This window comes from Streptomyces sp. NPDC001219 (assembly GCF_053597915.1).
The window spans coordinates 1-21,425 of record NZ_JBSFJF010000094.1; the positions used below are offsets into that span (position 1 = coordinate 1).

The following is a 21,425-nucleotide window of genomic DNA, read 5'->3' on the forward strand; positions in this document are numbered from 1 at the left end:
CTGGCCGCCGTCGGTGAAGGGCATCCTCGTCACCGAGTCCGTCCGTGGCGACGGCGGGGTGCTGCGCAACAGCGAGGGCAAGCGCTTCATGTTCGCGACGGGGCCGTGGCACCCAGCGATCCGCTGCCGCTGCCCGACGCCGGCCCCCTGACCGCCCTTCCCCTCAGCGAGGAACCCCTCGCGGTGCTGCTGCCCGCCACCCACCCGCTCGCCGGCCGTCCGGCGCTGCGGCTGCCCGACCTCGCCGCCGCCCGCTGGATCGACGCACCCGACGCCGCCATACCCCTGGCCCAGCTCCGGGCCGCCGCCCGGTCCGACGGCTTCGGCCACCAACTCACCTACACCGGAACCGACCTCCGCGGCCTGTCCACCCTGGTGGCCGCCGGAGCCGGCCTCACCGTCACCGCCCTGCCCACAGCCGCAGACCTCCCCGGCACCGCGGCCGTACCGATCACCGAGCCGCCCATCGTGCACCGCATCGAACTCCTGCACCCCCGCACACCCACCCCCCCGGCCGCCGAACTCATCGGCCTCTTGCGGAGCGCGCGGTGACCGCAGGGGGGAGCGGCAGGCACCCAGTCCGGCCTGTCCGTCCATGAAGCTGCAGGTGAGACGTCGCCATCCGCTCTGCCCGCCAAACCGGAATACTCAGCCCCGTCAGCCATGGCACGCATCCGCCAACTGAAGCGCTCCGTCGCACTGCGCTGAAGCACGCTAGCTGGCACCGGCGAGGCCGGGTGGCCTGGCCGAATGCGCGGTGTGAGGCACGCTAGGTGTGTTGTCCCGGCACGTTGGTGACAGGCGACATGTGCCTTCGTGGTGCTTGAACGAGGTGAGGGCCTTCTGGCTCGGTGGGGATTGCGACATCTACCGCCGAGTGCAGGAGGCCCTCGTGATCCACCGTAACACCCCGCTGAATTCGTCCATGACTGTCGGACGGGGACGGCCCGCCGCCCATGAGGGCGGTGGGCCGCCGCGCCGGTCCGGGAAGAGGCCGGCCGAACTTGGCCGTTTCCTGGCTCGTGCCCGGCTGGCGGCGAGGCGGGGAGAAGTCGGTGCTGGAAGCTCCTCGACCAGCCGGTGGAAGATCCGGTCGCCGGGTGCCGCTGCTTGCGCGGCGCGTCGAGAACCGCGCGTCGAGAACCGCCCGCAGGATCTCGACACGGTCACCGGCCTGAACGGAATCCCACGCGCCAACGCCGTAGCCCGCGGCGGGAGTTCCTCCTCGGCTCCGGCCAGGCTGATGCCGCCCTGGTGAGTCCGGTCGTGCTGAGCGGACAGCCCCGCCGGTTTCGGTGCGTGCCGGCCCGTCGGCTGCCGGCTGCAGGCCCGGGGCGGCCGGCGACCGCGCCAAGGAGCTGTAGCCGGCCGGCGCGGCGCCGCACAGGGTTCTGAGCCGGACGGCGACCTCAACAACTGCTACCGAGCTACCGAGTTCTGGCACCCTCCCGCCAGCCGGCCAGCGTCACCCATGCGGCGGCTGCGCCGGCAACGGTGGAGGCGTAGCCGGCCACTTGCCACACCCGTGCCAGCGACGGGTAGGCCACCGCCAGCACTCCGCAGCCCACCGCCGTCACGCCCAGGGCCGCCGCCACTGCGGCCGCCGTACGCCAGGAGCGCCGTGGCGTCGGCGCATCCGGCTGCAGGGTCACCGGTCCGGCCGCGGCGGGCGTCGAAGCGACCGCGTACGCCGTTGCAGAGCCTCCGTAGGCGACCGCGTAGGCAGTCACCCGGTCCGTGGACGGCGGGCCGTCCACGGGCGGCTGGAGGGTGGGCGGCGCGAACGGTGCCGGTACGGGTGCGGGAGCCGGCGGGCGCACCAGGGTGGCCGGTGCGGGCGTCTGATGGCCTGTCGGGGTCGTTGTCATCGTCGGGTCTCTCCGTCGGGGTGCGCTGGGCACCGGCGTCGCGCCCCTTTGGCGCGACCGGGTGCCACCGTCGGGCGTCGGCTCCCCCGGTTCCAGTTTTCGCGAACCGCCAAACCCGCACGTCAGAGCGTGGGTTAAGGGGAGTTCGCGAGCAGTGGGCCGCAGGGCGCAGCGGTGCTCCGTGCGGTGGCGGGCAGCACCCTGCAGGGGCCGCGGGTTAGCGGCGCAAGTGCGGTGGTGGTGCCGGGAGAGCCGGCGACGGCCCGATGTCGCCTCGTCGTCGACGCCGGATGCGGTGCCGACGGTGTCTACCGGCGCTCGGTCTCAAGAGCGCCAGGCCGCGTGGCGCCTGCGTGGCGCCGGTGGAGGCCCGCGAGGGAGGGGATGCAGAGGAACGTCGGCGCCGGCCCGCGACCGGTGGCTGTTCACTATGGCCAGTGCATCGTCGGGCAGCCCCGTATCCGACTGGTTATCCGCCGCGCAGCCTTGAGGCGTTGACCGTTGGTGTGGTGGCGTGCGTGTGGGCGGTCCGGAGCGCGAGTTTTAGCGGCGAGAGCGTCAGGTGTCGCTGTGAGTGGTCATCTTGGCGGCGGGGGCCGGGGTGCGGTGTCGGGTGAGCGCCCACAGGGCGAGTCCGAGGCAGCTGAAGGCGGCGCCCAGTGTGCATACGGCGCCCCAGCCGGCCGCCGTGTAGAGGGAGGTCGCGGCGAGGGCGCCGGTGGCGCTGCCGATCGAGTAGAAGACCATGTATCCGCCGATCAGCCGGCTGCCCGCGTCCGGGTGCAGCGCGTAGATCAGGGTCTGGTTGGTGACGTGGACCGCCTGTACGGCGAGGTCGAGCAGGATCACCCCGACGATCAGGGCCCAGAGCGAGCTGCGGGTGAAGGCCAGCGGCAGCCATGAGGCGGCGAGCAGGGTCAGGGCGATGCCGGTGGTTCGCTGGGAGAGTCCGCGGTCGTTCAGGCGGCCGGCCGCGGTCGCGGCCAGGGCGCCCACGGCACCGATCAGCCCCAGCGCCCCGATCGCGCTGTGGGGCAGGAAGTACGGGGCCTCGCTGAGCGGCAGCGCCACGCTGCTCCACAGGGTGCTGAAGGCGGCGAAGATCAGCATGCCGAACAGGGCCCGGAGTCGCAGCAGTTGTTCCCGTGCGAACAGGGTGATCGTGGAGCGCAGGAGCTGGCCGTAGCGCAGGGGCGTCGTCGGGGTGTGAGTGCGGTGCGGCAGCACTCGGCGCAGGGCCAGGGCGAGGAGAGCGGTGAGGGAGGCCGAGGCGAGGTAGACGGCGCGCCAGCCCGCGAGGTCGGCGATGAGGCCGGATGCGGTGCGGGCGAGGAGGATTGCGATGACCACTCCGCTGGTGACCAGACCTACGACCCGTCCGCGCCCGGCGGGAGAGGCCAGTGAGGCCGCGAAGGCCACCAGCGTCTGCGTGACAACCGCGAGAAGCCCCGTCGCGGCCATGCCCGCGAGCAGGATCGTCGCCGTGGGGGCGGTGGCGACCACGGTCACTGCCGCCACCAGGAGCAGTAACTGGGCCACGATGAGCCGTCGGCGGTCGGCCACATCACCCAGGGGCACGAGGAAGAAGAGTCCCAGTCCGTATCCGACATGCGTGAGAGTGACGACGCTGCCGACGAGTGCGGGGCTCATGGCGAGGTCGTGGCCCATGGTCGCCAGGAGCGGCTGGGAGAAGTAGACGTTGGCCACCGCGGCTCCGCAGGCGACGGCGAACACTGTGAGGACACCGCGGGACAGGACCAACGCGGAACCTTCCCCGCTTCGGATCTCGGTCCGTCGTGTCACAGCCCCGCCGTTGCCGTTCATCAGGACTCCCCCACACATCTGGTTTCATCTTGCTACCAGTGGCGACGGTACGTCTCCTGGTAGCATGTTGCAACCAGTATGAGAGTGAGGGACGCCATGGTGACCAGGACACGCTTCGACGACAGCGAATGCCCCGTCGCCCGGTCCGTGGACGCGATCGGCGACTGGTGGTCCCTGCTGATCGTGCGGGACGCCTTCGACGGAAGCCGCCGCTTCGGGGAGTTCCAGCGCAGCCTCGGCGTCGCGAAGAACATCCTCACCGCGCGACTGCGCACCCTGGTCACCGGCGGCGTCCTCGAATCCGTCCCGGCCTCGGACGGCAGCGCCTACCACGAGTACGCACTGACACCGAAGGGCAAAGCACTCTTCCCCGTCATCGTGGCACTGCGGCAGTGGGGCGAACAGAACTTCTTCGCCCCCGGCGAAGAACACTCACAACTAATCGACCGCCGCCAGGGACAGCGCCTGCCCACACTGGACGTCCGGTCTGCGGACGGGCGACGACTGAACCCCGACGACACCACCGTCCACAAGGCCCCCACCCAGTGAACCAAGCCCCGGACCGGATCACCTGAAGCGAAACAACAGCCCTCGCCGACCACCACCGAAGACGCGGGATGAACTCCCCAACGCAACGATGACACCACACCACACCCATTGCACTCCATACCCAGGGGGCTGCACCGACACCAAGCCCCGCTAGCCCTGGCGGCCGCGCTCACGCAAGGGTCAGGGGCCGAGCCCCCGAGAACCTGCTGTGTATGCAGTGCCAGGCCACGGACGAAGCCGGGCGGGCGGAGTAAGGCGTTGGCCACCATGTAGCCGTCTGCTGCCGCTTGTCTCATCCAGCCCGGCTGTCATACGGCCGGCGCGCGCGGAGGTTCGTCAGTCCGTCGTGCAGGGGTTCCGGCGGTTGATGCCGAACCAGGTCGCGGCCGTTGCCACTGTAGTGACCACGGCAAAGGTGCCGAGGTTGCCACCGGAGAACGCCTGCTCGTCATAGAGGCCGGCCCGGACGGGCACGGAGACGGCGAAGGAGAGAGCTCCCCAGCCCAGGCCTGCTAAGGCCGCTTTCGTCACGGTGGCTGATCGCCCGTTCATGTCAGTTCCTTCCTCACAGCGCCGGCTGGGAGCCGCGGCGCTCCATGGTGCAGCGTGTACGTCACCGTCGCATCACCTGCAGCCCGCGGCTACCGTGCGCAGGGCCTTGGCCCCGGCGCCGTCTACGGTCGGCGGTCGGCTTCCAGTAGCTGTGCGGTGCGCCGCACGCACCGCCTGGTAGCGACGGCAAGGCAGGACACAGACACAGACGATCGGTTCACAGTGTGATGACGACGTTCCCGAACTGCCGCCCCGCTGCCATCTGCCCGTAGGCGGCCGTGATGTCCTCCAGCGCGTAGACCCGGTCAACGGCCGGCCGGATACGGTGCCGGCCGACAAAGGACAGGAGATCGCGGAACTCCTCCGCGCTGCCCATGGACGTGCCCAGCAAGGCGTACTGATGGAAGAAGAGCGTGCGCAGCGGCATCTGGAGCTCATCGCCCGTGGTGGCGCCGTACAGCACCACGCGACCGCCGGGCCGCAGGACCCTCGGCAACTGCTCGAAGACGGCGGGACCGACACCGTCAACGGCCAGGTCGACGCTTGCTGGACCGAGTTCGTCCGCCCAGTCACCGGCGCTGCTCAGTGCCTGATCGGCACCCATACGCAGGGAGCGTGCACGCTTCTCCGCACTGCGCGAGGTCACGGTGACGCGCGCCCCTGCGGCTTTGCCCAGCAGCAGTGCCCACCCGGCGACGCCGCCCCCGATGCCGGGGACCAGCAGGTGCTCCCCCGCGCTGAGCTCACCCCGGGTGAACACCGCCCGGTAGGCGGTCAGCCCCGCCAGCGGCAACGCGGCGGCCTCCGGCCACGACAGATGCGCCGGCTTGGGCAGGACATTCGCAGCCGGGACGACAACGGCCTCGGCGAGTGTGCCGTTCGTCGGCCCGCCCAGGATGTCCGGCACGGTAGGCGTATCGGTGCTGCGCTCCCAGCCCAGTGTCGGGTTGATCACCACCTCGTCGCCGACCCGCACTCCTGATACTCCGTCACCGACTGCGGTCACCACGCCGGCACCGTCAGATCCCGGAATGAACGCCGGCTCATCGCCGCGACGGCCGTCCATCAAGAACAGGTCACGATGGTTCAGACCTGCCGCCCGCAGCCCTACCCGGACCTCGCCGGTGCCCGGCACCGGCTCGGCGGTTTCGGTGAGCCGCAGCCCGTCCGTCCCCTTCGCCCCCTCATGCACGACCGCCCGCATGACGCTCCTTTCCTATTTCCTACGGCTTTCCCACGGCGTTCCACAGCTGTTGCGCCCAGTGCCGGACGCAGGTTCCAGCCGGCACAGGAGCGAGGCAAGCGTGATGCCGTCATGCCCTGCGCCATGTGCAAGCCCTCGCAGTGAACACGCGGCTCGCATATAAGATTCCGGCTTTCGCCGAGCTCTCTTCCGGCCGGCGGCGGGCGGGCAGGTGGGCGTTGCGTAGGAACCCAGCAGGTCGGCCGCGTCGTAGGCAACGCAATGCCGAGGTACTCGGCGCCGGCCTGGGCGCGGCGGCCGCATGAACTGCTGGGCGGCGGTCCAGCGCTGTGACGCGGCGCTGGAGCAGCGGCGGCATGAGACGCATACCTGGCTAGTGACGCACCCGGGTCATACACAGCGTGGTATCGCCGTTCCGGCCGCCACGCTCGGTGTACTCGTCGAATTCCTGCGGGCATTTGCCTTGAGCGGTGGCGCTGAACATGACTTTGTAGTCGGCTTTGGTGTCGCTGCAGGCGATGGTGAGTGGCGTTCCTGGCGCCTGGGGCCCACGGCGTGAGCACTCGGCCGTACCGTGCGGTCGCCGAACCGGCGGCCGACTCGACCACCAGCGCCCGGCGCAGGAGGGCGGGTTGGTCCGTGCAGACCCCTTCACCAGGACGGTTCGCCCAACACCTGTACGTAAGGCCTGACCTGGGGCTGCCTGTCGGCCGGTGTTCCGTTGAGGATGATCCCCTAACGGAACACCTCGGCAGGTCGATCGTCGGCGCTGTCAGTGAACGAGCACGCCGTCGGCCGACCACATCCCGTCACAGTCCGTCCATCGGCCCGGCCGCCGGGCAAGCCGCTCTCCCGGCTCGCCCGGTGGCACGGCCCGCCCGGTGACACGGACTGCCCGGTGACACGGACTGCCCGGTGACACGGACTGCCCGGCGGCGCCGTCAAAGGGTGAGCGGCTTGGTCTTGTCTCCGGGGTCGGCCGCCGGCTTGTCCGGGTGAACCGCGACAAGCCTCGCACCCTGGGCGAAGCTGCTCTCGCGGCCGTGGAACTGGTAGCCGGCGCGAAGGAGTTGCAAGAGTTCGTGGCCCAGCATCGCCTGCGGGCCGCCCTCGTCAGCGGACTTCGAGCTGTCCCAGAGCGCGCTGTGTCCCAGAGCCTCGACCTCCTGCCAGAAGTTGGTCGCGTTGAGGGCCCCGCTGACCAGCATGCTCTGGATCTTCGACTCCAGGGGGGTAAGGATCTTGAAGACCGCGCGCTCCTCGATGCCGCCGTCCATGAAGGCGTAGTTCACCGGGACAGACCACTTCCCGGTGTTCAGCCTCCGGCCCAGCCGGTCGTCGAGCGTGAGCCTGTCCCCGCCCTCCGGCTTTCCCTTCTGGTGCTCGGCCCAGTTTCCGGTGTCGCCGGTGCGGCCGAGAACGAGCTTGTTCTTCGCCCTGGTGGCCGCCTGCCGCGTGTCCGCCATCGTCTGCGACGACGTGGCAGTCAGATCACTGTGGATGGCGGCCTTGAGGTCCGCGCCGAGCTGGGCCTCATCTCGCGAGCCGGGATCACCCAGGTAGCCGTCAAGGGCCTCGATGGTGTCATTGAGGTCCGGGTTCTTCATGATCCACTTGAAGTCGCCCTGCGACCATTTCGCGTAGTGCGCCCGGTAGTCCGCCAGGCTGCCCCCGAGCTGGTCGAAGAGCCTTTTGACCTCGTCGTCGATCCTGTCCGGGTGCTCGACGCGCTGGACATCACCCGGCCGCGCCGACCCCTGCGCCGACTGCGCCGAGTGCTCCGCGGCGGGCGCGGGGCCCGCCGGCGTCGGCCCGCTCAGCACACGCCGGGCGTTGGCCTCCGCCTCACGCTCGAACCGGTCCGACGGGTCACTGACACGCAGACCGTCGCCTCGGTCGGTCCCCGCCACCGGCCCGGTGCGCTGCTGGATCACATGCGTCAACTCGTGGGCCAGAGTGTGCCTGTCAAGGCCCCCGGCACCGGCGACGATGTGACTGCCGGAGGTGTAGGCGACCGCACCCACCTCGGCCGCGGAGTCCTTGGCCGCGGAATCGGTGTGGATACGCACGTCGGAAAAGTCCGCGCCGAAGCGCTGCTCCATGTCCGTACGGCTTGACTCATCCAGCGGCTGACCACTGCTGCGCAGCACATCGTGCACGGCAGAGCGCTGCACCTGCTGCCCGCCATGGCCGCAGCCGGCGCCGTGCCGGTGCTCATCCCGCTCCCCGGAGTGCCCGGACTGACGCAGCAACTGCGCCACGGCCGCGTTTCCGGCCGTGCGTTGCAGAGCCAGCAGAGCATGGGGCGGCGGCCCGGACGCCCGCACCGCTGGCGTCCGGGCTGTGGCGGCGTCAGCCCGGTTCGAGGCTCGGTCAGTCGCGTGGGCCTGCACAGAGTTCCCTTCGGTACACAGGTCGAACCCTCCACGTATACCCGCAGCGCACCGCGGGCTGCCAGGTACCGCCGGGCACAACCCCCTGCCCAAACGGGCACGTTCGCATACCGCCCGCCGGCCTCTCCAGCCTCGGCGGAAGCCGTCACGCAACTCATGGTCCCGTACGGCGCGTGGGTCCGCTCGGGGCGACCGCGGCGTGAGCGGGTGATAGTGGCCAGGGCACACCCGGATGTGGAGCGGTCAGTCTGCCTCACGGTCGCCGAGCCTGGTCCGGTGAGGCATTTCGCCTGTGGGTTGGAACATGGGGGCTGCAGTGCCTGCGCTTCTAAACCCCGACGACCGTGCCCGGACCGGAGTGGGCTGACGTCGGCCACCGCCTCCCCCACGCCGCCGGCGTCGCCCCCCGGCGACGAGCACCGCTGCCACTGGGCGCCCCCAAGCCCAGCCTCTTTCCGGGCCCTGCCCCGGCACGGGCCCCGTGGAACAGGCCTGCCCGCTAGTCCACTACAGCCGCGGGGTACGTGCCTCGATCCGGTGGTCGAACGCGGCACCACCGACACCGACCGTGGTCACCCCGCCGTCGACGGTGAGGACAGCCCCGTTGACGTAGGACGCGGCGGGCGACAGCAGCCAGTCAATCGCCTCGGCGACCTCGCCCGGATCTCCCGGCCGCCTGGCGGGATTCAGCCGGTTCGCCTCCTCGTATCCCTCCTCGGCACCGCCCGCCAGCCCCGCCTCCGCCGCGAACCGCGCCATCCGCTGGTCAGCCATCTCCGTACGCACCCACCCCGGGCACACCGCGTTGGCCCGCAGCCCCTGCGGCCCGTAATCGACAGCAAGGGAACGGCAGAGGTGCAGCAACCCCGCCTTCGACGTCGCATAAGCGGCGTTACCGACACTGTTGCGGAGCGCGGCGACCGAAGCCACCGCGACCACCGCACCGCGGGCCGCCAGCAGATGCGGCAACGCAGCACGCAGCAACAGGAACGGGCCGGTGAGGTTGGTCCGCATCAGCTCCTCCCACTCCTCGACCGCGGTGTCACCGACCGCGCCGCCCCGCCCGATGCCGGCATTGAGCACCACCCCGTCGAGCCTCCCGTAAGCCGTCACCGTCGTCTCGACGAGTTCACGCACGGCCTCCGGGTCAGCGGCGTCGGAAGGGTGGGCCAGCGCCCCGGTCTCCTCCGTCACCCGGCGCAGCGGCTCGGGCCTCCGCCCCGAGATCACCACCCGGTGCCCACCCGCGCACAACAGCCGCGCGGTAGCCGCCCCGATTCCCGTCCCCCCACCCGTCACCAGGACAACACGCTGTTCCGACATAGTCGTTCCCCTCCGAAGTGGTCAGCATCCGGTTCCCCGCGCCGCGAGCACACGAAGCACCGACGCCACCGGACCCGACCCAAGCAAACCTCACCGATACACACGACGCTGCACGCCCACCCCAAACAAGCCATGACGAACCGCCCCCCGAGCCTGCCTTCTGGCGGAGAGCCGGGGCCTCCCCGCACGAGCAGAGGTAGGCCGGCGAGCACAGGCCTTCGCCCGTCGAGTCGACTTCGTGCTCCGCGCAGGCGAACCGAAGCACGACCGTACGCCGCGCCCTCTTCCTCAAGCCCTCACCACACAAACGGAGATACCCCTGTCGGAACCGCCGGAACGGCTGGCACCACCACCTCACCCCCACCGCCTGGACCAAGCGCCCACCCCACCCGGCACCGCAACACACCCCCAAGAACACCAACCCAACCGACCCACGCCCCGCGCCGCCCCCACACGTTGACAGGCATCTGTCACCATGTTGCTATAAGGCGCCGCTCAGCCCGACCTGCATCGCGTCGCACGCCACTCGGGCATCGGATCAACGACCACTTGACCGGGGGCGGCGCCCCCGAACCCGAAGTGAGGACCCATGCCGCAGCGCGCCGCGACCATCGTCGGCGGCGGGATCGGCGGGCTCGCGGCGGCCATCGCCCTGCATCGCCGGGGCTGGCGCGTCGAGGTGCTGGAACGGGCCCGGGAGTTCACCGAGATCGGCGCCGGCATCTCCCTGTGGCCGAACGCGCTGCACGCACTTGAGGGGCTCGGCCTGGCCGGCGCCGTCCGGGCACTCGGCGCCGTCGAGGCCACAGGCGGCGTACGCGACCGCCGGGGCCGCTGGATGTCGCGTACGGACAACGCGGAGCTGACGCGCCGCTTCGGCCATCCCCTGGTGGTCCTGCACCGCGCGGACCTGTTGCGGGCGCTCACCGAGGCGCTGCCCGCCGACAGCCTGCGGTCGGGCAGCGAGGTGTCCGCGGTCCGCGACGACGGTCGCCGTCTGGTCGTCGAACACTGCAAGGGCGAGTCCCGGCCCGACCTCGTGATCGGCGCCGACGGGCTGCGCAGTGTGGTCCGCCGCGCCCTGTGGCCCGACGCGGCCGGCCCCCGGTACGCCGGCTACACCGCCTGGCGCATGGTCACCGAGCCCCTCGCCGAGCCGCCCACCGAGGGCGCCGCGACCTGGGGCCGCGGGGCGAGGTTCGGCTACACAGCACTGCCGGGTGGCCGGATGTACTGCTTCGCGACCGCGTCGCAGCCGGCGGGAGCGGCCTCAGGCTCGTCCGAGTACGCCGAACTGCTGCGCCGGTTCGGGTCCTGGCCGCATCCCATACCCGCCCTGCTGGCCGCCGTCCCCGCCGACGCGGTACTGAGACACGACCTGTACGACCTGCCGCCCCTGCCCTCCTTCGTCCGCGGCCGGGTCGCGCTGCTGGGCGACGCGGCCCACGCCATGACCCCCAATCTGGGCCAGGGCGCGTGCCAGGCGCTCGAGGACGCCGTCACCCTCGCCCACTGCCTCGATGGCCCCACGGACGTTGCCGCCGCCCTTGGCTCGTACGACCTGCTGCGCCGCCCGCGGACGCAGGCCATCACCCGCCGCTCCGCCCGGCTCGGCGCCCTCGGCCAGCTGTCGTGGCCGCCCGCGGTGCTGCTGCGCGACACGGCCGCCCGGCTGACACCGACGCGGGCAACGCTGCGTTCCATGACACCGGTGCTCAACTGGACCGCGCCCGCGGGCCCGGCGACCCCGACGGAGAGCGAGAGACCCTGATGCCGGACTGGACGTATCACCCACTGCGCGGTGTGGCCGCCGCCCTTCTCGGCCGCCGCCGTTCGCAGCGCACCGCGCTGCGGCTGCTGGCCTCGATCGGCTCCCGCCCCGCCGGCGCGCGGCTGATCGCCCGGGGGTTCGGCCACCGCCATCCGCCCAAGCGGCTCGCCGGTGAGATCTCCGGCGTGCCCGTCACCGTCCGCCTCGGCATCTCCGTCCCGCCCTCGCTCGCCCACGACGCGGTACGCGCCATGCCCCCGCTCGGGGCCGGCGTCGTCGAGGTGGCGCCCGTCTCGGCAGCCGACGCGGACACCGTACGCAAGGCCGCTGCCAACCGCTCGATCCCGCTGGTGGTCCGCGCCTGCGACCCGGAGACCGAAGCCGCCCTCAGACCCCATGTCGACGGATTCACCGACAGCAAGGACCCCCACATGGTCCATGTCACCGACCCGTCGGTCACCGCCGCGGCCGCCGCGATCGAGGAGCCGGGCACCGTCGTACTCGCCCGGCCCCAGGTGCTCGTCACAGCCGGGCCCGGCTGGTTCGCACGGGTCACCGAGGCAGCCACACCCACCGCGCCCGCTCCACTGCTACGGGACGTCGGCCGCGATCCCCGCCGCTGGCCCGCATGGTGGTGGGCCCTGCTCGTCGGCCTCGGCATGACAGGCGCCGGACTCGGCGCTGCGGCGATCACCCTCGGGCCGGTGCTGCTCTGGTACGACCGCGACTACCTCGGCATGACACTGCACGAACTGCACGCCGCCAACCATCACCTCGTGCACTTCCTCCAGCACGACCGGATCACCATGGCCGGCACCATGGCAGCGATCGGCGCCCTCTACACCGGCCTTGCCGTGGGCGGGATCAGACGCGGCTGGCCCTGGGCCCGCGAGGTGTACCTGCTCTCGGGGATGATCGGCTTCCCTACCCTGTCCTACTTCCTGGCCACCGGCTTCGTGGAACCCCTCCACACCGCCACCGCCCTCGCGCTCTTCCCGATGTTCGTGGCCGCGGTCCGCCGCAGACCGCACATACCGCGGTGGCGCCTCGCCCCCGAGGGACCGGAGCCGGAACGCCGACGGGCGCTGGCCGGCCAACTGCTGCTGATCGTCACAGGAGCCGGGCTGTTCGTCGGCGGAGCAGTGATCTCAGTGGTCGGCCTGAGCGGCGTCTTCGTACCAACCGACCTGACCTTCCTGGGCACCAGCACCCACACCCTGGAAACCCTGAGCCCCCAGCTTGTACCGTTCATCGCCCACGACCGCGCCGGATTCGGCGGCGCCCTCATGGCCGCCGCGGTAGCGATCGTCCTGCTCAGCGCCTGGGGCTGGCGACGAGGCGAAGCCTGGGTGTTCTGGACCCTCGCCACAGCGGCAGCCACCGGCTTCCTGCCGGCTGTCGTAGTGCACGGCACAATCCACTACACGGACTTCATCCACCTCTCGCCCGTCTACTTCGGCATCGCCATGACCGGCACCGGCCTGCTCCTGGCGCGCCCATACCTCTGCGCCAGGGAACCGGCAAGACCGACGGACTGACGGGCCGCCGCCCCGGCAAGCACCCCACAGCCAATCCAGCAGACAGGCAACTTCGCGTGGTTCCTTCTCAGCCCCCGGCGGAGGCCCGATCGTAGGCGAGAGCGGCGGGCAGCAACACACGCCCACCACCGCATAGCACGCAAGGGTATCGAGGTCCTCGTCCACGAAGATCCGCAGCTATCCGACCGGCAAGTGCGGCTCGATTAACTCCTCCTCAGGATCGGCCAGTTCAGAGCGGAGCGTCCCTCCCTTCACCAGGTCAGCGCCGAGGAAGGGGGGCTCAGTCATCGGGCAGGAAGCCCAGCACCTTCTGAAGGTCAGCAGGCTCGTGGTAATGCACGCCGGTCATCCCGAGCGTGGTGGCGGCCTCGACGTTCTCCAGCTGGTCGTCCACGAACAGGCACTGGTGGGCGGCGACCCCTGCCCGATCGGCTGCGATCTCGTAAATCGCCGGATCGGGCTTGGCCACCCCCACCCGGGCGCTGCTGACGACGTGGTTCGCGAGATCCGACAGCCCCATCGACTCAAGGTCACGCTCCAGTGCCAGGGTCGCGTTGGTGACCAGGACCAGGGGCATGTGTCCCCGTACCCGGCGCAGCAGGGCCACCACCAGGTCGTCGGCCCGGAACGGAGCTTCGGCAAGCGCCGTCGCCAGCTCACGGGCCTGCGTCTGCGATACCCGGTCGGAGAGCGCCGACGCGATGGAGTCCACCCACTCCCTTTGGGCGATCTTGCCGAGGAGGAAAGGCAGGTCTATTTCGGGGTCGTATGCCACCGCTGCGGTGGTGCCCTCGGCCACCCCCGGCAGCACGTTCCAGCTCAGCCAGTGGAGCCATGTCGTAGAAGCGGATCACGTTGTCGAGGTCGCACAGCACCGCGTCAAAGGGCCTGCTGAATGACTCGGAAGGCGTCATCTGCCTTGAATAGCACAGTGTTTGACCCCCGCTAGATCACAACCAGGAACAGCCCCTAGACGTCATCTCACTTTGCGTGTTCGGTAGCCAGGAAGAGGAGTGGAGATCGTTGAGCGGCTGGCGGGCAGCAGACTGATGTCGCTACGAACACGATCGCAGCGAGGACTTCGTGTTCACGAGGCCCACGCTGTCCGCCACCTTGCGGACGGCTCGGCGCCTCCGGAACCACTCGATGGAACAGCTCCCACAGTTCGGTCGGCCGCTCGGCGCACCAGCCGGTGAGCTGCCGGCCGAGGGATGGGCCGTTTCTTACGGATCATTGGGGCATTGGCTCCGGTGTGTCGTTAACTGACGTGCAGTGGGCACGGATTGAGCTGTTGTTGCCGGACCGCACGCCGAAGCGGGGTGGACGCCCACGGTTCGTAGTCAACTCGCCGGGTCCGCCTCGGCACCCGGCTCCGGCGACGCCCGTGCGGAGTCCGCATGGGGCATCGCGGTCCTGTCATCCAATCCTGAACCGGTCATGGAGCTCACTGCCGCTCTTGCCGCGGCCACGAAGGCGGCGATCGCCGGATGGGTACCGCCGCTCGCGCGGAAGGCGACCTTCGATCGGCGGAACAACGGCAACTTGGTCAACACCACGCCTGCGGGGCTGTGCGCAGTGGCCATCTCCGGTACGAATCCGGCCCCTTGTCCGGTGGCGGCCAGGGCCAGCACCGTACGGAAATCGTTGACCTGGTGGCGGATTCTCGGCTGGAACCCGGCCGCCTGGCAGGCGCGTGCGGCCATGGCGTGACCGGTCGTGCCGTCCCGTGCGGTGATCCACGGAGCCTCTGCGTAGGGGCCGAGCAGCTCGGCCAGGGTGTCGCTGCGGCTGCTGTTCTTGGTCGCTGTGTTGGTGACGAGGTACATGGGCTCTTCCAGCAGGGGCACCTCCTCCATGGTGGTGTCCGGTGACGCGGGTACGAAGTCGTAGTCGTGCACAAGGGCGACATCGAGTTCGCCGGCTCGCAGGCCGTCGGAGACGCGGGCGGAGTCGATTTCCTGCACCATCGGTTCCAGCGCGGGATGCCGTTGGGCCAGCTCGGCCAGCGTGGCGGGCACGATGGTGTGACCGCCGGAGGGGAAGGTCCCGATACGCAGTGGCCCTCCGATGCCGTCCCGGGCGCTGGCCAGCTCTGCGACCGCCAGCTCGAGGCGTTGCAGCACGGCGTCGGCGTGTGCGACGAGGGACCGGCCTGCGGGCGTGAGGACCACGCGCCTGCCGCTGCGTTCCAGCAAGGCCACGCCCGCCTCGCGTTCCAGTACACCCAGCTGCTGGGAGACGGCGGATGCGGTGAAGGTCAGCGCCTCGGCCACGGCGGCGATCGTGCCCCGCCGGTCCAGTTCGCGGAGCAGGTACAGACGACGAACATCAAGCATAAGTACAGCTTAGGCATAGAGGTAGAAATCAGAAATGGATCTACCGGGTTGGTGTGAGCCAGGCTTGGACCATGAACCTCGATCCGCTCTTCAACGGCCTGTACGTCCCCTTGGTGACTCCGTTCACCACCGACCTGCGCTTGGCTCCCGATGCGCTGGCCCGACTCGCCGAAGAGGCCCTGTCGAGCGGCGCCTCCGGGCTGGTCGCCCTCGGCACCACCGCTGAATCGGCCACGTTGACCGCGGAGGAGAAGCAGACGGTGGTACGCATCTGCTCGGCCGCCTGCCGAGCACACAGCGCCCAGCTGATCGTCGGGGTCGGCACCAACGACACCGCCACCGCCATCACGTCGCTGCGCGAGCTGGCGGCCGCCGGGGACGTAGCTGCGGCGCTGGTTCCCGCGCCGCCCTACATCCGGCCCGGTGAAGCGGGGACACTGGCGCATTTCACCGCGCTGGCCGAACACGGCGGCATGCCGCTGATCGTGTACGACATCCCCTACCGCACGGGGCAGACTCTCAGCGCCGGCACGATCGCGGAACTCAGCCGCCTGCCGGGGGTCGTCGGGATCAAGCACGCGACCGGCGTGATCGACGCGACCACGGTGGAGTTGCTCGGCGCCCCTCAGCCCGGCTTCGCCGTGCTCGGCGGCGACGACGTCGTCCTCTCACCGCTCGTCGCGGCGGGCGCCCACGGCGGAATCGTCGCATCGGCCAATGTGCGCACCGCCGACTACGCCGACCTGATCTCGCTGTGGCACCGCGGCGCCGCTGCACCCGCCCGCAGACTCGGTGCCGAGTTGGCCCGGCTGTCCACCGCCCTCTTCGCCGAACCGAACCCGACCGTGATCAAGGGAGTACTGCACGCTCAGGAACGCATTCCCAGCCCGGCCGTACGGCTGCCGTTGCTCGCCGCCTCCACCGGCACAGTCCGCCGAGCGGCGCTGCTAGCCGGCAGCCCTGCACGCCACGCGTCCCCGGTCTGATTCTCCCGAGCCACGGCCGATGCCTCGCATGTGCAGACCAAGCGGCGGCGAAGCCGCCCAGAAGCAGGCCCGAGTCCGGCTGACCGCGCACGGCCGGAAAGGGCGTGCCCCGGCCACCTTGCCACGCAACAGCAGGATCAACGCCCGGGGCCACGGCTGGGGCACCCTACGACCGCCGCCCGGGGTAGCCAATGGCAGCGACAGGCACTGGGAACGATGACGTCGACGGACTGTCGGTCGTCGCACTGCTGGCTCCAGCCGACTGGGTGGAGTTCGGCTTCGTGCGCGACACCGTGGGCACCAGCGACTCTGCACTGTCCAAACAGGTCGCCGCCTTGGCGGACGCCGGCTATGTAGAGGCACGCAAAACACGGAACCGCACGGGCCGGCACACCCACCTCAGGCTCACCGCACACAGGCGGCAGAGGTTTCAGCGGCACGCCTCGGCCCTGGAGAGGATCGTGGCGGCGGCACGCGGGCCACAGGGCGCATAACCGTCGCCAGAGAGGATGACGCGACGTCCGAGACCGCGGCAACAGCCACAGCTTCCGGCGCCGAACCTCCCCCTCCCGGCCCGCCCCTGAGGACACCCGCTGCCGAACACCGCTACCGAACACCACCGACCCCACCGACCTGGCTTGTTATCGGTCTCGCGCGTCGGCGTCGGGGGCGCCGTCGGGCAGCTGGTCTCGGTTGATGCTGCCAACTCAGGTGTTCTGCCGGACGGGTAGAAACGCTTCTGCACGCACCGCGGTCCGGCCGCGAAACAGTGCCCACGCATGCAGGCCGCTCACCGGCTTCTAGCCAAGTTCGTTACGCAGAGTGGTTACGCATTCACTTTCGGTGCCTGCCTGGCTAGGCTCCTCGCAGTGGACACACCGGCCGTCCTCGATCGCAGGTGTGCTTCCGCCTTCCCCTTTTGCCGCGAGTAGAGGGCTGAATCGCTGTGACAGCACGCGTGGAAGACGTTCGGAAGCTCCTCGACCAGGCGGCGGGTGGCGTGGTCGAGATCCCGGTGTCCGTGTTCGCCGACCCCGACGCCGCGGCGCTCGTCTTTCCGGACGGCACCGTGCGGATCGACGGCGCGGTGCGCGGTGCGCGGGCCCTGTCGGTGGGCGGGCAGGCCACGGTCACCGCGTCCTCGGCGCCGGTGGATGTCGCGTTCACCGTGGACGGTGAGTGGGTGACAGGAACGGTGGCCGCGGTCGATCTCGGTGCGGGCCGCAGTCTGGTCCTGGTCGACGGGGCCCCGGAAGGGACGGCACTGCCCGCCGGGGCGTGGGCGCTGATGGAGGGTCGGGCGCTGCGGTTGAGCAGGCGTACGCCCGCGCCGCCGACCGACCCGGAACGCCTGGACGGTCTGGGCCGCGCCCTGCCGGTGGTGCGGCACCGCGACGGAGCCGTGCGCGACCGCGGCCCCCGGGCGCTGGTGACCGAGAACGGCATCCTCGCCCCCCGCCCGGGACCGCGGCGCCGGAAGGGCATGCGGGTTCTCGAAGCGCCGTCGGTGCGCGGATGGTCGCCGATCGGCACGCCCGGCGGCGACAACGGGCTGAGCGTCGACTACTACAACCCGCCGCTGCGGATCGCCGGCGCGCTGACCGCGCTGCCGGCCTCCCCGCCGTACAAGACGGTGACCGGCGGGGTGCTGCTGGTGGACACCGGGGCGTTCAACGGCTCCGCGATGGGGGCGTACGTCGTGCCCGACGGGAGCGGCGCCGATCCGTCGCTGTTCGCCTACGGCTCGCTCGGCAGCCAGGTCGGGTTCGGGCCGCCGCTGTTCCAGGTGCGGGGCATTTCCGCCGGGTTCGGCTGGAACAGCCGGGTGCGGGTGCCGGCGGCGGACGCACTGGGCGACTTCCCGTTCCTGATGGCCCTGGACAATCCGGGTGCGATCGGCGCGGACGACGAGGAGGTCGACCCGCTGAAGGTCCTGTCGGCGCTGATCGGCGGCGGAAATCCCTGGGTGCGTCCGCAGCAGGGGGACCTGTGGTTCGCAGCGGGTCTGGCCTTCGACTGCTTCGAGACGTTCAGTGGCCGCGCCATGGCGCTGGTGCAGACCGGTTCCGATCTGACGGTCAGTCTGCTGGGCGCGGCGGGCATGCAGCTGCCCACCAAGAGCGACAAGAAGATCGCCCGGGTGGAGATCGGCATCGAAGCCACGTTGCGTCCGGCGGCCGGGGAGCTGAGCATCGGCGCGGCGTTCACCGAGAAGACGTTCCTCATCGACCCGAACTGCAAGCTGCGCGGCGGCGTCGGCATGAAGTTCTGGTTCGGCGACCACCCGCAGGCCGGTGACTTCGCGTTCCTGCTGGGCGCGATCCCCGCAGGGCGGGAGCTGCCCGCCCGCTACCCCCGCCAGCAGCCGGCCGGCCTGACCTGGGGCGTCGGGTCGACCGTCAACATCACCGGTAACGCCTACGCCGCGTTCACCCCCAAGTCCCTGATGGCCGGCGGCTCCCTGGACGTCGTCTTCCAGTCCGGGATGCTGCGCGCCTGGCTCACCGCCCGGGTGGACGCCCTGCTGGAGTGGAACCCCTTCTACTTCGACGTCGGGATGGGCATCCGGGTCGGGGTCTCCGCAACCATCAAGATCTGGTTCGTCAAGATCAGGATCTCGATCGAGGTCGGCGTCAGCGTCCGGGTCTGGGGCCCGGCGGTGGGTGGCGAGGCGACCGTCCACCTGTGGTTCATCTCGTTCACCATCGGCTTCGGCGCCGCCCGCCGCAACCAGACCCCGGCGCTGGACTGGGGCGGTTTTCAGGGCATGCTGCCGCCGCCGGAGAACATGGTCCGCACCACGGCGATCGCCGGATACACCGGCGAGGGCGCCCCGGCCACCCGCGGCGCGGTCAAACCGTGGCTGGTCAGCAACGGCGGCTTCACCTTCACCGCCGACACCCAGGCCCCCGTCAGCAAGGTCTACCTGAATCAGGGCGGCGACACCGTCGAGGTCGCCACCGACACCGCTGTGGACATCCTGCCCATGCACCTGCGGGGCAAGGGCAGCGAACTGCGCGTACGGCTCGCCCTCAACGGCCACCCCCACACGCTGACACCCTGGGGTCACGCCATCCTGCGTGGCAACGTGCCCAACGGCCTGTGGGGCCGGCAGCCGGACGCGCCGAACGACGGGATCATCCCCGACCGCATCCTCGGAATCCGGCTGACCTCGCCACCGGTCGACCACGGCACCTCCACCGGGTTCCTCGACGAGCAGGCCATCTCCTTCGACCCGATCAACCCCGACGGCAACCAGCCGCTGTCCGCCGGCGAGGGCGCGGCCGGCGCCGTGCCGACCCGTCCCGGCGGCGTCATCGCCGCGATCCAGGACGGCATCGACACCCCCGCCACCCGCGCCAACCGCACCGCCCTGGACCGGGCGCTCAAGGCTCTCGGCACGGACCTCGGCATCCTCGACACCGATCTGAGCGGCTACGCGCACGCCGCCGGCACCGCCTTCACCGCCGAGCCGATGCTCGTCGCGGGCTGACCCGACGCGCACGACCGGGCCGTCCCCAGGTGGGCGGCTCGCAGCGCCACGCGCCTGCGCACGGCGCCCCGCCCCTCCCCCTCCGCCGCGTCCTGTCGAAAGGCACGCCCGTGACCACCACGTCCGAACCCGGCTCCCGGCCGCGCACCAGCGCACCGGCGGCCCAGCACCGCACCCGGTTCTTCGACCACCGCATCCCCTCCCTGCACGCCGGCCGCTACACCATTGGCAACCAGCAGATCCTCAAGGACGTCGACGGCGCCGACCGGACCGTCGACGCCACCCCGCAGCCCTTCGACGTCGTCCAGCCGCGCTTCAGCTTCGACCCGACCGGCATCAACGCGCAGTTCCCCGCCCCGGACGCCGTCGGCACCTACAGCCAGACCCTCGCCCACATCAACCTCGACGCCCCCGGCCTGCCCTGGAACCGCCTCCTCGGCCCGAGCCGGCCGCCCGCCGTGCCATGGATGGCGCTGCTGCTGTTCCGCGCGGACGAACTGCCCGAGGACCCGGACGCGGTGGGCCTCGTCAAGGCCGGCACCGTACGCCGGCTCCTGGACGGCGCCCTGGGCGCCGGCAAGCCCCCCGCGCTCCCGCCGGAGAGCCTGCGCCCCGACGAGTACGACGAGCAGTGCGCCACCGTCCTCGTCCCCGCCGCACTGTTCGACGGGGTGAAGCCGCTGCCCGCCGAGATGGGCTACCTGGCGCACCTGCGCGAGGGCGGGCGCCCCGACGCCACCCGCGCCGGCGCGGACCCCGAACCCGACGAGGGCGAACTCAACGCCGTCCTGGTCGCCAACCGCTTCCCCGCCGCCGCCGGCGGGCGCCACGTCGTCCACCTGGTCTCCCTCGAAGGCTTCGACCAGCAGCTGACCGCCCCCGCGCCCGCCGAAGGCGTGCGCCTGGTCTCCCTCACCAGCTGGTCCTTCACCACCGAACCCGACTCCGGCATCGGCTTCGGCGATCTCGCCCAGCACCTGGCCACCACCGACGGCACCGCCCCGCGCCCCGCCGGTCAACTGCGCCTGCGCGTACCGGCCTCCGGCCCGGCCGATCCCGACGGCCCGCAGAAGGAGGCCCTGGACCGGATGGCGGGCGGGGCCGTGGCCCTGCCGCAGCGCCTGGAGAGCGGTGAGCGCACCCTCGCCTTCTACCGGGGCCCGCTCACCGCCCAGCCCGCCCAGGAGCTTCCCCCGCCGGCCGCCACCCGGCTGGACTCCCCGGGCGAGGCGCTGATCTATCTGCAGCAGTACGGCGTCTTCGACACCGCCTACGCCGCCGCGTTCACCACCGGGCGCACCCTCGCCCTCGCCGACGCCGCGTTCCGCAGCGCCCTGCTGGAGTTCCGTTCCGCCGCCCGCACCGCGGCCCGCCGCCTCGCCTCCCACCCCGAACTCGCTGCCCGCGCCGTGACCGCGCTGACCGGCCGTCACCTCACCGCGCCCCTCGCCTTCGAGGCCTTCGACCGCCTCCTCACGGACGGCGGCAGCCGTGCGAAAATGGCTACGGATTACGACACCCCACGCAAGACCGATGACGACCTCAACGAGGACAGCATCGAGGAGCTGAAGTCGCGGCGGAACGACAA

Annotated in this window: 16 protein-coding genes and 3 pseudogenes; 9 read left to right on the forward strand and 10 right to left on the reverse strand. The window is 71.0% G+C overall.

The window, feature by feature from the left end:
• Positions 1-94 (forward strand): annotated as a pseudogene (locus tag ACWC9R_RS33790) (FAD-binding protein); the annotation flags it as partial.
• 11 nt (positions 95-105) lie between these two features.
• A complete protein-coding gene (locus ACWC9R_RS33795) occupies positions 106-552 on the forward strand; it encodes a LysR substrate-binding domain-containing protein (protein ID WP_450737328.1) in 447 nt (148 codons plus the stop codon).
• A gap of 875 nt (positions 553-1,427) precedes the next feature.
• Here the strand turns inward: ACWC9R_RS33795 and ACWC9R_RS33800 are convergent.
• Both ACWC9R_RS33800 and ACWC9R_RS33805 read right to left on the reverse strand, forming a co-directional pair.
• Positions 1,428-1,868 (reverse strand): hypothetical protein, encoded by a 441-nt coding sequence (locus tag ACWC9R_RS33800; protein ID WP_450737330.1) that lies wholly within the window; start codon positions 1,866-1,868, stop codon positions 1,428-1,430.
• A 558-nt stretch (positions 1,869-2,426) separates the two neighbouring features.
• Positions 2,427-3,692, reverse strand: a complete 1,266-nt coding sequence (locus tag ACWC9R_RS33805) for an MFS transporter (RefSeq protein WP_450737332.1) — start codon at positions 3,690-3,692, stop codon at positions 2,427-2,429.
• Positions 3,693-3,788: 96 nt separating this feature from the next.
• Here ACWC9R_RS33805 and ACWC9R_RS33810 point away from each other — a divergent pair, with 96 nt between their 5' ends.
• Positions 3,789-4,241 carry a winged helix-turn-helix transcriptional regulator gene (locus ACWC9R_RS33810; protein ID WP_450737334.1) on the forward strand — a complete coding sequence of 151 codons (453 nt, stop codon included), beginning with the start codon at positions 3,789-3,791 and terminating at the stop codon, positions 4,239-4,241.
• 336 nt (positions 4,242-4,577) lie between these two features.
• Here ACWC9R_RS33810 and ACWC9R_RS33815 read toward each other — a convergent pair whose 3' ends face one another.
• The 5 genes from ACWC9R_RS33815 to ACWC9R_RS33835 form a co-directional block, all read right to left on the reverse strand.
• On the reverse strand, positions 4,578-4,793 hold the full coding sequence (locus ACWC9R_RS33815) for a hypothetical protein (protein WP_450737336.1): 216 nt from the start codon (positions 4,791-4,793) through the stop codon (positions 4,578-4,580).
• 217 nt (positions 4,794-5,010) lie between these two features.
• Entirely contained in the window at positions 5,011-5,997 is a 987-nt protein-coding gene (locus tag ACWC9R_RS33820; RefSeq protein WP_450737337.1) for a zinc-binding dehydrogenase, read from the reverse strand.
• Between the two features lie 373 nt (positions 5,998-6,370).
• Positions 6,371-6,652, reverse strand: coding sequence for an LppU/SCO3897 family protein (locus ACWC9R_RS33825; RefSeq protein WP_450737339.1), 282 nt, complete (start codon positions 6,650-6,652; stop codon positions 6,371-6,373).
• 286 nt (positions 6,653-6,938) lie between these two features.
• Positions 6,939-8,390: an eCIS core domain-containing protein gene (locus tag ACWC9R_RS33830; protein WP_450737341.1), complete on the reverse strand. Its 1,452-nt coding sequence runs from the start codon at positions 8,388-8,390 to the stop codon at positions 6,939-6,941.
• Between the two features lie 507 nt (positions 8,391-8,897).
• Positions 8,898-9,713 carry an SDR family NAD(P)-dependent oxidoreductase gene (locus tag ACWC9R_RS33835; protein WP_450737343.1) on the reverse strand — a complete coding sequence of 272 codons (816 nt, stop codon included), beginning with the start codon at positions 9,711-9,713 and terminating at the stop codon, positions 8,898-8,900.
• 589 nt (positions 9,714-10,302) lie between these two features.
• On the opposite strand from ACWC9R_RS33835, the gene ACWC9R_RS33840 reads away from it, so the two are divergent.
• Both ACWC9R_RS33840 and ACWC9R_RS33845 read left to right on the forward strand, forming a co-directional pair.
• Positions 10,303-11,484 (forward strand): FAD-dependent monooxygenase, encoded by a 1,182-nt coding sequence (locus ACWC9R_RS33840; protein WP_450737345.1) that lies wholly within the window; start codon positions 10,303-10,305, stop codon positions 11,482-11,484.
• A complete protein-coding gene (locus ACWC9R_RS33845) occupies positions 11,484-13,022 on the forward strand; it encodes a hypothetical protein (protein ID WP_450737347.1) in 1,539 nt (512 codons plus the stop codon). Before ACWC9R_RS33840 ends, ACWC9R_RS33845 begins: the two co-directional genes overlap by 1 nt.
• 280 nt (positions 13,023-13,302) lie before the next feature.
• On the opposite strand, the pseudogene ACWC9R_RS33850 reads toward ACWC9R_RS33845, so the two are convergent.
• The 3 genes and pseudogenes from ACWC9R_RS33850 to ACWC9R_RS33860 form a co-directional block, all read right to left on the reverse strand.
• A pseudogene (locus ACWC9R_RS33850) lies at positions 13,303-13,936 on the reverse strand (HAD family hydrolase).
• A 127-nt stretch (positions 13,937-14,063) separates the two neighbouring features.
• Positions 14,064-14,186: pseudogene (locus tag ACWC9R_RS33855) on the reverse strand (IS5/IS1182 family transposase); the annotation flags it as partial.
• Positions 14,187-14,362: 176 nt separating this feature from the next.
• Positions 14,363-15,358 carry a LysR substrate-binding domain-containing protein gene (locus ACWC9R_RS33860; RefSeq protein ID WP_450737348.1) on the reverse strand — a complete coding sequence of 332 codons (996 nt, stop codon included), beginning with the start codon at positions 15,356-15,358 and terminating at the stop codon, positions 14,363-14,365.
• 71 nt (positions 15,359-15,429) lie between these two features.
• On the opposite strand from ACWC9R_RS33860, the gene ACWC9R_RS33865 reads away from it, so the two are divergent.
• From ACWC9R_RS33865 to ACWC9R_RS33880, 4 genes are all read left to right on the forward strand, one after another.
• Complete coding sequence (locus ACWC9R_RS33865; RefSeq protein ID WP_450737349.1) at positions 15,430-16,344, forward strand: 4-hydroxy-tetrahydrodipicolinate synthase family protein; 915 nt, start codon at positions 15,430-15,432, stop codon at positions 16,342-16,344.
• Positions 16,345-16,535: 191 nt separating this feature from the next.
• On the forward strand, positions 16,536-16,838 hold the full coding sequence (locus tag ACWC9R_RS33870; RefSeq protein WP_450737351.1) for a transcriptional regulator: 303 nt from the start codon (positions 16,536-16,538) through the stop codon (positions 16,836-16,838).
• Positions 16,839-17,302: 464 nt separating this feature from the next.
• Positions 17,303-19,837: a DUF6603 domain-containing protein gene (locus tag ACWC9R_RS33875; protein WP_450737353.1), complete on the forward strand. Its 2,535-nt coding sequence runs from the start codon at positions 17,303-17,305 to the stop codon at positions 19,835-19,837.
• A gap of 1,499 nt (positions 19,838-21,336) precedes the next feature.
• Positions 21,337-21,425: DUF4193 family protein (locus ACWC9R_RS33880; RefSeq protein ID WP_450737355.1), on the forward strand; the 89-nt coding region annotated here is incomplete at its 3' end.

Bases quoted from the DNA above. Each gene is read 5' to 3' on its own strand.
- ACWC9R_RS33860 (WP_450737348.1), bottom strand. From the start codon at position 15,358: ATGCTTGATGTTCGTCGTCTGTACCTGCTCCGCGAACTGGACCGGCGG.
- ACWC9R_RS33820 (WP_450737337.1), bottom strand. From the start codon at position 5,997: ATGCGGGCGGTCGTGCATGAGGGGGCGAAGGGGACGGACGGGCTGCGG.
- ACWC9R_RS33815 (WP_450737336.1), bottom strand. From the start codon at position 4,793: ATGAACGGGCGATCAGCCACCGTGACGAAAGCGGCCTTAGCAGGCCTG.
- ACWC9R_RS33845 (WP_450737347.1), top strand. From the start codon at position 11,484: ATGCCGGACTGGACGTATCACCCACTGCGCGGTGTGGCCGCCGCCCTT.
- ACWC9R_RS33810 (WP_450737334.1), top strand. From the start codon at position 3,789: ATGGTGACCAGGACACGCTTCGACGACAGCGAATGCCCCGTCGCCCGG.
- ACWC9R_RS33800 (WP_450737330.1), bottom strand. From the start codon at position 1,868: ATGACAACGACCCCGACAGGCCATCAGACGCCCGCACCGGCCACCCTG.
- ACWC9R_RS33840 (WP_450737345.1), top strand. From the start codon at position 10,303: ATGCCGCAGCGCGCCGCGACCATCGTCGGCGGCGGGATCGGCGGGCTC.
- ACWC9R_RS33865 (WP_450737349.1), top strand. From the start codon at position 15,430: ATGAACCTCGATCCGCTCTTCAACGGCCTGTACGTCCCCTTGGTGACT.
- ACWC9R_RS33870 (WP_450737351.1), top strand. From the start codon at position 16,536: ATGGCAGCGACAGGCACTGGGAACGATGACGTCGACGGACTGTCGGTC.
- ACWC9R_RS33805 (WP_450737332.1), bottom strand. From the start codon at position 3,692: ATGAACGGCAACGGCGGGGCTGTGACACGACGGACCGAGATCCGAAGC.
- ACWC9R_RS33835 (WP_450737343.1), bottom strand. From the start codon at position 9,713: ATGTCGGAACAGCGTGTTGTCCTGGTGACGGGTGGGGGGACGGGAATC.